Origin of the sequence: Thioclava arctica, assembly GCF_040892615.1 — a bacterium.
In the GTDB taxonomy this organism is placed as follows: domain Bacteria; phylum Pseudomonadota; class Alphaproteobacteria; order Rhodobacterales; family Rhodobacteraceae; genus Thioclava; species Thioclava arctica.
This window is the reverse complement of the sequence record NZ_JBFRYC010000002.1, coordinates 341747-353143: the sequence shown is the minus strand read 5'-3', so window position 1 is coordinate 353143 and position 11397 is coordinate 341747. Positions and strand designations below refer to the sequence as shown.

General features: G+C 62.9%; 8 protein-coding genes. 2 read left to right on the top strand and 6 right to left on the bottom strand.

What is annotated here, in order from left to right:
* Nucleotides 1–24: 24 nt before the first annotated feature.
* Nucleotides 25–657 (bottom strand): acetyltransferase, encoded by a 633-nt coding sequence (locus tag AB4874_RS04465; RefSeq protein WP_368391091.1) that lies wholly within the window; start codon nucleotides 655–657, stop codon nucleotides 25–27.
* A gap of 295 nt (nucleotides 658–952) precedes the next feature.
* Between AB4874_RS04465 and AB4874_RS04460 the strand changes: the two genes are divergently transcribed.
* Complete coding sequence (locus AB4874_RS04460; protein WP_295532796.1) at nucleotides 953–2686, top strand: type I secretion system permease/ATPase; 1734 nt, start codon at nucleotides 953–955, stop codon at nucleotides 2684–2686.
* Nucleotides 2686–3993, top strand: a complete 1308-nt coding sequence (locus tag AB4874_RS04455; RefSeq protein ID WP_368391090.1) for an HlyD family type I secretion periplasmic adaptor subunit — start codon at nucleotides 2686–2688, stop codon at nucleotides 3991–3993. Before AB4874_RS04460 ends, AB4874_RS04455 begins: the two co-directional genes overlap by 1 nt.
* A 277-nt stretch (nucleotides 3994–4270) precedes the next feature.
* Here the strand turns inward: AB4874_RS04455 and AB4874_RS04450 are convergent, their stop codons facing one another.
* The 5 genes from AB4874_RS04450 to AB4874_RS04430 all read right to left on the bottom strand — a co-directional run bounded on the left by AB4874_RS04450 (nucleotide 4271) and on the right by AB4874_RS04430 (nucleotide 11120).
* Nucleotides 4271–6460 (bottom strand): GumC family protein, encoded by a 2190-nt coding sequence (locus tag AB4874_RS04450; RefSeq protein ID WP_368391089.1) that lies wholly within the window; start codon nucleotides 6458–6460, stop codon nucleotides 4271–4273.
* Nucleotides 6457–7641 carry a glycosyltransferase family 4 protein gene (locus tag AB4874_RS04445; RefSeq protein ID WP_368391088.1) on the bottom strand — a complete coding sequence of 395 codons (1185 nt, stop codon included), beginning with the start codon at nucleotides 7639–7641 and terminating at the stop codon, nucleotides 6457–6459. The genes AB4874_RS04450 and AB4874_RS04445 overlap by 4 nt, the downstream gene beginning before the upstream one ends.
* Nucleotides 7642–7746: 105 nt before the next feature.
* The gene (locus tag AB4874_RS04440; protein WP_368391087.1) at nucleotides 7747–8847 is read right to left on the bottom strand and encodes a glycosyltransferase family 4 protein; all 1101 of its coding nucleotides are present in this window, start codon (nucleotides 8845–8847) and stop codon (nucleotides 7747–7749) included.
* Nucleotides 8844–9794 carry a glycosyltransferase gene (locus AB4874_RS04435; RefSeq protein ID WP_368391086.1) on the bottom strand — a complete coding sequence of 317 codons (951 nt, stop codon included), beginning with the start codon at nucleotides 9792–9794 and terminating at the stop codon, nucleotides 8844–8846. Before AB4874_RS04435 ends, AB4874_RS04440 begins: the two co-directional genes overlap by 4 nt.
* A gap of 102 nt (nucleotides 9795–9896) precedes the next feature.
* Nucleotides 9897–11120: a polysaccharide biosynthesis/export family protein gene (locus AB4874_RS04430; protein ID WP_368391085.1), complete on the bottom strand. Its 1224-nt coding sequence runs from the start codon at nucleotides 11118–11120 to the stop codon at nucleotides 9897–9899.
* Between the last annotated feature and the right edge of the window lie 277 nt (nucleotides 11121–11397).

Genomic DNA, 11397 nt, shown 5'->3' with positions numbered 1-11397 from the left:
CCACGCCGCAAGAGGGGCAAATCCCTAGCTGCGGCGTGGGATTGCGCGCGCCGGATTGCCCACCATCACGGCGCCGGGCGCGACATCGTTCAACACATTCGCGCCCATGCCGATCAACGCGCCATCCCCGATCCGCACGCCGTTGCGGATCGAGGAGGCGCTACTGATATAGCAGCTCACGCCGATCTCGACCGACCCCGCGATGGTCACATTCGAGCCGATCAGCGAATAGTCCCCGACCGTGACATCGTGATGAATGACCGTATGGGGCAGCACCATCACATGCGCGCCCAAAACCGCGTTCGAGGTCAGCGTCACACCGCAATGCAGCACGCACCCTGCGCCAAGCCGGGCAAAGCGCGACACGGTTGCGCGCGGATGAATGATTTGAGTGTAGCGATCCTGCGGGACGCCGAGGCGCGCGATCAACTCGCGCCGGTGCAAATAGGACGCTTGCGAGCCGATCAGGAACAGGAATTGCGAGTCGGCAAAGCGATGCGCCTGCGCCAGCGGGGCCACCGGAATGCCCTCAAACCCGGAGGCATGCGCGGGATCATCCGACAAGATCGCCGTGATTGTGAATTGCGCCTGCACCGCTTCGAAAATTTCGCGCGTATTTCCGCTCAGGCCGATCAGAACTACTTTAGGTCGTGTCACCGAAAAATCCCGTTTCATTCAGCTGGGTTGGGCCGCAGTGGGCGGTTTGCTCGACGGTCCGACCACCTTAGCACGATTCGAGTTTTGCGGTCATCGGCTTGCTTCTTGCCGAGCGGGTGGCGGGAAATAGCCTGCCACGCAAGGCCGCAATGGTTCAATGCCGCGTTGCATGATCAAAGACCGCAGCCCAAGCAACCATGGCGCGCAGCCCCGATCCAGCTCCCGATCCCGGGTGCGTCGCGCTCTGGTTCATGCGCATCTGTTCAACCCGCCGCTCAGCAAGGATGATCCCAAGATGACCCAGCAAGTCCCCTCTCATGGCCGAGCCGAGCTGCGCGCGGCCCGCAGGGCCTCGTGGGGCCTGTACGTCTTTGTCGCGGTGTTCAGCGTTTTCGTGAACCTGTTGATGCTGACGGGGCCGCTTTACATGCTGCAGGTCTATGACCGGGTGTTGGGTAGCCGATCAGTAGAAACGCTGGTCGCGCTGACAGCGCTGGTAGCGTTTCTTTATGGCATGATGGGGATTCTGGATTATGCGCGTGGGCGCGTCATGGGGCGGGTGGGGGCGCGGTTTCAATCTCGCCTTGATCGTCGCGTCTTTGATGCGGTGGTGCGCAAATCCGCGATTGCACCCGATGAGCGCACAACGACCGGGCTTGCCGATCTGGAATCTGTGCAGCGGTTGATCGCATCGCCAGTGCTGACCGCCGTGTTTGACCTACCCTGGACGCCGCTTTTTCTCGCCGGGATCTGGATCTTCCACCCGTTCCTGGGAACGCTGGCGCTGACGGGAGGCGGGCTGCTGGTGCTGGTGGCGCTGGCCAACCAGTTCGCCACGCGCAACTCGCTGACGAATGCCAATCAAGCTGCGGTTCAGGCCGGGGTGATGGCCAATCAGATCCGCTCTGAGGCCGAGATGGTTCAGGCGATGGGCATGCGCGACGCGGCGTTTGACCGCTGGCACAAGGCGCGTGGGCGTGCGCTGGGGGCGCAGATCCGCGCCTCTGATCTGGGGGGCACGTTCAGCGTTACCACCAAGACGTTCCGGCTGTTTTTGCAATCGGCCATGCTGGGGCTTGGGGCCTATCTGGTGCTGCGCGGCGAGATGACGGCCGGGGCGATGATCGCCTCCTCAATTCTTCTGGGGCGCGCTTTGGCGCCGGTGGAACAGATCGTTGGCCAATGGGCGATGATCCAGCGCGCCCGCAAGGGCTGGAGCAGTCTGGAAGTGCTGCTCGAACAGGTTCCCCCCGAAAGCGCACGCACCGAATTGCCCCGCCCCAAGGCGCGCCTTGAGGTGCAAAACCTCACGATCTTGGCGCCGGGCGAAAGCGATCCGGTGTTGAAAGCGGTCAGCTTCACGGTCGAGCCGGGGCAGGCTATCGGCGTGATCGGCACCTCGGGGTCTGGCAAATCCACGCTGGCGCGCGCGATCACCGGGGTGTGGCGGCCGCGTTCGGGAACCATCCGGCTGGATGGCGCGACGCTGGATCAGTTTGCGCCCCATGTCCTGGGGCGCCATATCGGCTATCTGCCCCAACGCGTACAGCTATTTGACGGCACGATTGCCGAGAATATCGCCCGGCTCTCACATGCGCCGGATCCGGCGGCGGTGGTCGCAGCGGCCACCAAGGCCGATGCCCATGAGATGATCCTTAAACTGCCGCAAGGCTATGACACCCCGGTTTCAGCCAATGGCGGGCGCTTGTCAGGGGGGCAAATGCAGCGCATCGGTCTGGCGCGCGCGATGTATGGTGATCCGGTGATCTTGGTGCTCGATGAGCCCAATTCAAATCTTGATAGCGAGGGCAGCGCGGCGGTGAACCGGGCGATCCGGGGCTTCAAGGAGGCGGGCAAGTCGGTGCTGATCATGGCCCACCGCCCCGCTGCAATCAAGGAATGTAACATCTTGCTGATGCTCGAAAACGGCGCAGTCCGTGCCTTTGGTCCAAAAGATGATGTGTTGCGCGAAGTCGTGCAAAACCGCACGAAGATCGTGCAATCCGTCGGCACGGGAGGGATCCGCTAATGACTCTCGCACAGAAATCCGCATGGTCGGCACGCTGGCCGATTTCGATCGGGGTGTTGGGCCTTGTTCTGCTGCTGGGTGGCTTTGGCAGCTGGGCGGCGTTCACCAATATCGCGGGCGCAGTCATTGCCAATGGACGCATCGAGGTCGATCAGAATCGCCAAGTGGTGCAGCATCCCGATGGCGGGGTCGTCTCTGAGATTTTGGTCGATGAGGGCGAAATGGTCGCCGCCGACCAGCCCTTGCTGCGTCTGGATGCGACAACGCTGAAATCCAAGCTCGTGATCACCGAGAACGAGCTGTATGAGCTGATGGCGCGCCGGGGCCGGCTGGAAGCCGAACGCGATGGCAATGCGCAGGCCAGCTTTGATCCGCTGCTGGTGCAGGCGGCGCGTGACAACGCCGATGTGCGCGGTCTGATCGAGGGCCAAAAGCGGCTGCTGGCCGCGCGCGCGGGGAATTTGACCAACGAGATCGCCCAGCTCACGAAACGCAAATCCCAGATCGCAGATCAGATCAAAGGGATCGTGGCGCAGCAAGACGCGCTGCGCGAACAGACCGACCTGATCGGCAGCGAATTGAGCGATCAGCAATCCCTTCTCGACAAGGGGCTGGCGCAGGCCTCGCGCGTGCTGTCATTGCGGCGCGAACAGGCCGGGTTGCAGGGCAGTCTGGGCGATTTGACGGCGCAAAAAGCGCAGTCCGAGGGTCGCATGACCGAAATCGACATCGAACTGCTGAAGCTACAATCGGGGCTGCGCGAAGAGACCAACACGACGTTGCAAGACCTGCAATATCGTGAGTTGGAGCTGCGCGAGCAACGCTCGTCGCTGTTGGAACAGATTGATCGGCTCGACATCGTCGCGCCGGTTTCGGGGGTGGTCTATGGCCTGCAGGTGTTCGCGCCGCGCTCAGTGTTGAAGCCCGCCGAGCCGATCTTGTACATCGTGCCGCAGGATCGCCCCTTGGTTATTCACGCGCAGGTCGTGCCAAGCCATATCGACCAGATCCGGATCGGTCAGGACGTGCGCGTACGGTTTTCGGCGCTGGATCGGCGCACCACGCCGGAATTGACCGGCAAAGTTGTGCAAATCTCGGCGGATGCGTTTCAGGATGAGGGATCGAAGGCCAGCTATTACCGCGTTGAAATCACCCTGAGTGAATCCGAACGCGACCGTTTGCCCGACGATGTGACCCTGATCCCCGGCATGCCGGTCGAGGTGTTTATCCGCACCCAGGATCGCACCCCGTTGGCCTATCTGATCAAGCCGCTCAGCGACTATTTCGCCCGCGCCTTCCGCGGCTGACTTGCGGGCGATGCGCAGGCTGTGCATCGCCCATCCCCCCCGTTTGACAATATGAGTGATCGCGTGACGCACCGCTCAGTGCGGCTGTGCCAAAGGGCGCAATGCACGCTGCGTCTCTCAGCCTGAGGCGATGAGATGTGCAGTGGTGGGGTTTGCTCGGCTATCGTCAATTGCCCCGCGCAAAAGGACTTGCGCGCGCCACGAAAGGGCGCGCGCGTAGCGATGGAGCTTGCCTAAAAGATGTGGCTGCGCGCCCCTGCGGGCCACGATTCTGCGCCTACCAGGCATCCGCGCGCGCGGCATGGGCGAAGGCCGTGCCGTCGCCAAACGGATACAGCGCTTGGCGCCGCGCATCGACGCGGTTCAGCACTGTAAGCACACGATCCACCCCCGCCATCTGCAAATGATCCGCCGTAGCGCGCACGGCCTCTTGGGGGGAATGCCCCCAACCGATCACCACCAAAACCTGCTCCATCACCGAGGCGATCTTGGTCGTAGATGCGCTGCTTAGGGCAGGTGGGCAGATGAAGATCGCCATCAAGCGATATGTTGAGGCATATTTCAGGATCGATCGAATGGCCAACGCATCGTCAAGCGGCGGAATGACCCCATTGCCACGCTGTAAAACCCGAAGCCCGGTGGCGCGTCCGGTGACCACCAACTCGGTCAGATCCGTGCCCTCGCGCAGATGCTCGGCAAAACCCTTTCGGCCCGGATTGGCCGATTTCAGACGAAGGCGAAGCTTTCGCGGCAGCCATTTGGCAAACCATGGCTGCGTTGGGCCAAGCGTGTCGATCACCAAAACGCCCTGACCGCTGGCAACCAGTTCGCGCGCCAGCTCATAGCCCACAAAGCGCGCGCCGTCATTGGCCTGCACCGGCGTGACCATCAAGCTGCGCGGCAATGCTCCGCCTTCCTGTGTGGCAATTACCCGAATCGTTGCGTTCAGCGCCATCTTGAGGTGTCGATCCGCAGTGCGGGTTTTGCCCCGGCGGCGTAATATCGGCAGCATTCCCGCGTCAATAATATCGGGGTCATCTTCAAATTGCAGATGCGAGCGGGCACTGCGATCGGTCAGATCGCGCGCCCCGGCAAGGGTTAATGCAAACAGCCCCGCGGCGAGCATCGTGAAAAGAAGATAGACCTTGCGCCCGCGCCCTTCCGGCCAGAGGGGCGGGGTCGCGGGGGCGATCATTTCAAGATCCAGCGCGGGCTGCGCCAGACGGGCGGCAAGCTGGCGGCGCTGGCCCTCATAGCCATCGAGAATTTCACGCTGGGCATCGGCGCGCCGGATCAGGTTGATCAGGTTCAACTCTGCAACGGTCGTCTTTGACAGCGTGCCCTCCAAGGTGTTGCGGTTCTTCGTGAGGGTCGCTTGGTCGTCGTTAAGCTGGCCGATCTGGGCGCGCATCGAAGCCGCCCAGGCCGTCAATTCATCGCGGATCGAGTTCTCGATTTCGATGACATGGGCGCGTTCGGTCAAGACGCCGCCATAGGCATCGCCATAGCTGGCCGTAAGCTGCGCGAGTGCGCGTTTGCGCAGTTGCAACGCCTTGCGCAGATCGCTGATGACCTCGGGCTCATCGGGCGAAATGCCCCCGTCCCCTGCCAGTGCCGCCTCGACCGAGCGCAGCTTGCCATGCAGTTCCGAGGATTGACGCTGAATATCGGACAGCTGTTCATTGACCAGAATGATGCGGCTTTGTTCCAGCGTTTCCGCGCGCCCAACCGAGGTGACGCCGCTTTCGACCTGATAGGCCTGCACTTCGGCGGCAGCCTTGGCGACATTGTCTTTTTGCTCGGCAATCTGCCCGTCCAGCAGCTCCAATGCGGCTGAGACGCGCTGTCGATGCTTGGCTTCGCGATCGGCGAGATAGATGCTGATCATCGCGTTGGGCACCTCGGCTGCCAATTCTGGAGTGGGCGCGCTAAAGCTGATTTGCACGACCTGGCTTTTGGTTTCGTGCCAGACCGAGAGGTGCTGATAATACGACGCCAAGATGCGCTCTTGAGTGCCAAGGGGTTGGCTATTGGGTGTTGCGGTGACGCTGAGGGCTGATTTCAGCTCTGTGACGGTGCTCTGGATCGCGCTGGGCGGTTTGGCTTTCGGGTTGAAGGCGGGTAGCGCTGCAAGATCGAAACGCGCGATGACCTGATCGGCGATCACGCGTGAGCGCAAGCGTTCGACCTCATCGCTCAGATCGGGCGCGGCCGCATCTTTGTTTGTTTCGACCGCAAGCGTGGGGTGAATGAGAAACCGTGCCTGCGCGCGATAGACCGGGTCAATTGCGATGATAAAGGGCAGTGCCGCAAGCGTCAGCAGGGCGGTGATTGCCCCGATAAAGCGCACATTGCGCCGGATCATGCGCAGCATCGCGCTAAGGTCGAAATCGGCCTCGCGCGGCATTGCGGGATCTGGCGCAGCAAAGGTTAGCGGCGCATGGCGGTTGTGTTGAAGCTGGTTCATGCCGCCCCTCGCTGGGTGGGCACGCGTTGCAGGGCGCCTTGAGAAACAGAGCGGTGCAGCGCGTCGAGCTTGCCAACATAGGCATCAATGCTCAGCGCGTTCAGGTAATGCGCCCGCCCCGCCTGCGCGAGTTTTGCGCGCATTTCGGGATGGGCGACCAGGTTGCCAAGCGCGTTGGCCAGAGCCTCGACATCGCCGACAGGGACGAACAGACAGGTTTCCCAATCGCGCAGGATTTCCTCATGTGCGCCCACTCGTGTGGTCACCACGGCCAGCCCATGCGCGAGACCTTCGAGCACCGCCATGGCCATGCCCTCGCCATGCGACGGCAGCACCAGAATATCCGAGCGCTCACATAGCGCGCGGGTCTCTGCGCTGCCCAGCCAGCCGGGCAGGCTCACCCGGTCCAGCAGACCCAAACGCTCTGCCTCGGCGTGATACTCATCGACGGGGCCATCGCCCGCCAAAACCGCTGACCAGTTCAGCGATTGCATATTCGGATGGGCCAAGGCGCTCAGCAGTTCGGGCACGCCTTTGCGCGGCCCGAGCTGGCCAAGAAAGACGATTTTGCAGGGTGTGCCTTGCGGATCGGCCTGTGGCGCTGTGGCCTGTGTCTTGGCCGGCGCGTCCCGACCTTGCTGCGGGTCGGGGACGGCGTTGTGCAGCACGCCGATGCTGCGCGGAGGCACGCCCAGCAATTCGGTGGCGGTGGCACGGTCGCGCTCTCCCAGAACGATGACGCGGTCGGCCCCGCGAAACAGGGCGCGGATCGCGCGTCTTTGCCAGATCGGGCGGCGTAGGAAATCGGCGGCGTAATCGAAGTCATGCAGATGCAGCACATGGGTGCAGCCCAACGTGCGCGCGCACGCCCCCAAGACCAGCTTGCGCGCCGTGCTGCCGCGTCCCGCGATATGCAGATGATGCACGCGCCCCGGTGCGACCAGCCGGTCTTTGATCATCAGCGCCATCGCACCCCATAGAATGAACGGCGAGCGCAGCTTGTCCCAGCGCGGGCCGCGCGTGTCGGTGACGCGGTGGTCATGGCTGTTTTGCGGGTGCGAGGCCAGAATATAGCCAATCAGCCGCCCGATGCCGCCGCCATGTTCGGTGCCGCCAGCGACGTAGTGACGAACGCTCGGCTCTGGCATCGGGTCTGGAAGTTTATGGGTATTGTTGTGCACGTGAACCTACCTGAAACCTGTCCAATACTGCTTTTACTGTCCGGCAGGCCTTGGCACCAAACAACGTGACTTCCCGATATCGCGCCCATCTGTTCGGTGGACTGCCTAGACCCTTTGGAGGATGCGGGCGTAAAGTTGATGGGCCTGTGCGCCGACAATTTCGGGGCCAACCACGCCGTCAGCCCATGCGCGCGCACGTGCGCCGCAGCGCGCCAGCAGATCGCGATCTTGCGCCATCTGTGCGATCGCATCCGCCAGCTGCGCCGGGTCATTGGGGGCAACGACCAGCCCGGTTCCGTGGGGTTCGACACTGGCGCGCAACTCTCCGACATCGGTGACCACCACCGGCTTGCCAAAGGTGGCGGCAACTGGCAGCACGCCGCTTTGCGAGGCTTCGTGATAGGGCAGCACCACCAGATCCGCGTCGAGAAACAGCTGCGCCACCTCGGGATCTTCGATAAAGCGGTGGCGGATGTCGTAGCGCTCGGGGCGGCCCATCAGATCGCGCAGCGCCATCGGGTCATCGCCTCGCCCAGCCACCACGATACGCAGGCCCGGCACGCGTTCGCCCAGCAGCGCCTCGGCGCGCAAAAGCGTATCTAACCCCTTATAGGCAAAGACCCGGCCAAACAGCAAAACTGTGAAGCTGTCGTCAGGGGCGCGCCGCGCCAACCCCTTGGCGCGCGCCAGATCGGCGTAGCGCGGCATCGCGGGATGGGGCAGCACATGGATGCGTTCGGCGGGCTTGTGAAAGGTCGCAGCGGCGCTGTCGCGCAGGCTTTCGCCATGCACCACGACATCGCGCGACTGGCGTACCATCAGACGCGGCGCCCAAGCGGGCAGGGTCGCGGTGTCGCGATCTCCGGGATGCAGGCGCGTGTCATGGATCGTCGTCAGCAGCGGGATCGGGCGCCAAAACGGCACCGCCAGATTGAGCCAAAGCGCGGTGTTGCTGAGCAGGTGGATAAGATCGGGTTTGCGCTGATGGATCAGCCGCGTCAGACGCGCCAGAAAGGCCGGGTTGGCAAGGCTGCGATGGCGCGGCCAATCCATCAAGATAAGATCAATCGCCGGATCAAGCGCCTCGGTCAGCGCGGCGAACCGCGCCCGCGGGGCCACCAATGTGACGGGCATATTGGCCGCCACCCCATTGGCGAAAGCAATGGTGTAATCGACCGGCTCGGATCCGATCAGCAGCAGGTTCATCGCGCGCGCACCGGATCAGCGCCCCCCATGCCCGCGCTCGACACCTGTTGCATCGCGCGCAAACAGTCGCGGATGCGGCGCGCAAGGTTCGGCTCTCCGGGGTCGCGCAGGCCGTTCCAAAGCAGGTCAAGCCGGGCGCTGGGCGCGGCCCCTTCCAGACGCGCGCGCGCGACCTGGTAGGGAAAATGATCATCCAATTCAAGGCGATGCGGCAGATCGTGCGCGGTCAGAAACTCATTGCTCGCCGCGACAGTCGCAGCCCAATGCGCCATGCGTTTTTGCAGCATCTCGGCGTCATCTTGCGCGCGATACCAATTGTTGGCGTGAATAAGATAAAATCCCAAGACCTCGGGCAGGGCCGCGACGCGCGCGAAAAACGGATAGATCCCGACCAGCCAGGCATCGGCAGAAATACGAAAGCTGTCGGGAATATCGCCGATGCGCTGCCACAGACTGCGGCGCACCGAGACGGCAGAGGTCATTGGAAACGGCCAGCGCCCGCCCGAGCGCGCCATCAGCGCCGCCAGATCGCCCTGACACAGGCTGCGCGGAATGGGCGCAAAGGCGTCGCTGCCATCGGGGTGCACGGGTTGTAGGCGGTTATACACAAGCCCGATGCGCGGATCGCGCGCAAAAGCGGCGGCGGTGGCGGCCAGCTTGTCGGGGGTAAACCAGTCATCGGCATCCAGAAAACACAGTATCTCGCCTTTGCTGTAGCGCACGCCGGTATTGATCGCGGCCGCCTGTCCGGCATTGGCCTGAAACACCGCCACGATCTGATCGCCAAAGCTGTTGATCACGGCGCGGCTGTCATCGCTAGAGCCGTCATCCACCACAATCACCTCGGCGCGCACGTCGCGTTGATCCAGCGCGCTTTGCACGGCGCGCGCCAGAAACGCGCCGTAATTGTAATTGTTGATGATGACGCTGATCAAAGGAGAGGTCATGCAGCAATGCTCCGCTCGGCGTGACAGATTGCCTTGCCGCCTTGACCGGTTTGCCAAAACGCAAGGGGGGGCGAAACGCCAGATCCGATTGGACGCGCCACGTTAGCCACGCACCAGATCGGGCAGGTTCAGCTCGACGATATCGCCGGGCTCAAGGGGGGTCTCCATCGTGGCGGGCACCTTGCGGGTTTCATTGGACGCGCGGCGATAGATCACCACATTGGGCTCCACAGCGGCGATCCCTGCCTGCGGATCGCTTTTTTGCCCAGCCGCCAAAAGATGCCCGGCGATGATATCCAGTTCAGATTGCAGGGCCGCACGTTCGCGCAATGCCGCGCGATAGGATTCACGGTTCTTGATGCGGTTCTGGGTCGCCTCGACGCTGGTTTCGTGACGGATACGCTCCATCGATTGGCGGGCGCGCGCGGCGAAGGCGTAATTCTCAAGCAGGTCGCGCGACAGACGCGAATCCTCGCGTTGCAATTCCATCAACTGAGGCAGCGGCACCAGACCGCGCTCCACAAGGGTGCGGGTGCGCTCTACCTCATCGTGCTGCAACTGCTGTTCGTGTTTTTGAAAGGTCGCCTGTTGTTCCAGCACGTCGATTTCGACCTCGGCAAGCTTTACCGCGGTCTTGGCATAGGCCAGGTTCGAGGACCGCTGAAACGAGAGATCCCGCAACAGGTCACTGTCGATTTTCTGGATCGCGCGGGCCTCGGCGGGGGCGTCTGGAGCGGCGTTTTGGGCCATCTCGGGCGGGTCTTGAGCGGGTGCATCGGCTTGGGCTAGCTGGGCCTTGAGGCGCGCGATCTCGCTATCGGTCTGTGCCAGAGACAGCGAAGCTGCGCGCTGGCGCGCCAGCAATTCCAGAACCTGACCAATGCCCACGGGCTCTACGCTTGTTGCGGTCTCCAGCCCACCCGCCGCGATCAGCGCATGGCGCACGGTCAATCCGGGTTCATAGGGAACCGCACCGCTGCGTTTCACCGCGCCTCCGATATAGATCGGGCGGTAGGTCGAGATTTCGACAAGCACCACCGGATCGAGCAAGATGTTAGCCTTGACCAGTGCCTCTTTGATCCGCGCGCTGATCTCATCAAGATTGCTGCCGGCCACGGGAATGCCCCCGACAAGCGGCAGACGGACGCGGCCATCGGCGTCGACCCGTGCATCGCGCGTCATCTCGGGCGTTCCCACGACCGCGACATACAGCACATCGCCGCGCTCAACCAAGGTCTCGGCGAGGACCGGAGCGCCGATCCCCTGCGCCAGCCAGATCGCGCCAAGGGCGCAGACAACCCGCGCGCCACGCATGATCCGTCTCATTTGCGAAGATATCCCCACGGTTCCCTCCAGAGGCAATAGTGGCCACATAGGTCAGACTAGCGGGTTCTTGCCCAAGACCTAACATGCCTATCAGGCGTAAGTTGCGTGCCACTCTACCTCTTTTGACGCCGCAAGGGGGCATGAGCCCTCATCCAGTTGATGCGCCCCCATGCGGAAAGGGGGCTTTCCTGAGCTTCTGCGCACCGTCACAGTCGAAGGCGAGCGCCCTTGCCGTGAGGATGATGCGTGAACGCATCCGGGCGGGGGGAGCCATCTT

Excerpts from the sequence above, each read along its gene's own strand:
- AB4874_RS04460 (WP_295532796.1), top strand. The coding sequence starts at position 953 with ATGACCCAGCAAGTCCCCTCTCATGGCCGAGCCGAGCTGCGCGCGGCC.
- AB4874_RS04455 (WP_368391090.1), top strand. The coding sequence starts at position 2,686 with ATGACTCTCGCACAGAAATCCGCATGGTCGGCACGCTGGCCGATTTCG.
- AB4874_RS04450 (WP_368391089.1), bottom strand. The coding sequence starts at position 6,460 with ATGAACCAGCTTCAACACAACCGCCATGCGCCGCTAACCTTTGCTGCG.
- AB4874_RS04440 (WP_368391087.1), bottom strand. The coding sequence starts at position 8,847 with ATGAACCTGCTGCTGATCGGATCCGAGCCGGTCGATTACACCATTGCT.
- AB4874_RS04435 (WP_368391086.1), bottom strand. The coding sequence starts at position 9,794 with ATGACCTCTCCTTTGATCAGCGTCATCATCAACAATTACAATTACGGC.
- AB4874_RS04430 (WP_368391085.1), bottom strand. The coding sequence starts at position 11,120 with ATGAGACGGATCATGCGTGGCGCGCGGGTTGTCTGCGCCCTTGGCGCG.